The organism is Psychrobacter sp. 1U2 (genome assembly GCF_051847575.1).
Genome location: NZ_JBPYDC010001250.1, coordinates 1 through 654 on the forward strand (window position 1 = coordinate 1; position 654 = coordinate 654).

General features: G+C 45.4%; 1 protein-coding gene. It reads left to right on the forward strand.

All coding sequences use genetic code 11. From position 1 onward, the window contains the following. A partial coding sequence (locus ACS8FD_RS21475) for a M14 family metallopeptidase (RefSeq protein ID WP_439277364.1) occupies positions 1-654 on the forward strand: 654 nt, incomplete at both ends.

Consider the following 654-nt stretch of genomic DNA (forward strand, 5'->3'; position numbering starts at 1 on the left):
AATAAACGCAAAATTTGGATTACGGCCCGTCAGCACCCCGGCGAGACCATGGCCGAATGGCTGATTGAAGGTTTGCTGGATAGTTTGTTAGATGATGACAATGCTACTGGTAAATTGTTATTAGAAAAAGCGAACTTCTACATTGTGCCGAATATGAACCCAGATGGGAGTGTACGCGGACATCTGCGTACTAATGCAGTTGGCACCAATTTAAACCGTGAATGGTCAAATCCAAGCTTGGAGAAAAGTCCTGAAGTATTTCATGTCATCAATAAAATGGAAGCGACTGGCGTGGATCTATTTTATGACGTGCACGGCGATGAAGCATTGCCTTATGTGTTTCTTGCCGGCTCTCAAGGGACGCCAAGTTATAACGAGCGCCTCGCACATTTGCGTGATAGATTTTCAGAGGTATTAAAGTTAGCCAGTGCCGATTTTCAGTCTGAAGTGGGCTATGATATTGATGCGCCAGGTAAAGCGAACATGACGGTTGCAACTAATTGGGTGGCGGAACGCTTTGATTGCCTTGCCAATACTTTAGAGATGCCTTTTAAAGATAACGATAACCTACCGGACGCAGACACAGGTTGGTCACCAGAGCGTTCTAACAAATTAGGGGAAGCCTCATTAGTTGCCATGTTGGCAGTGGTGGAT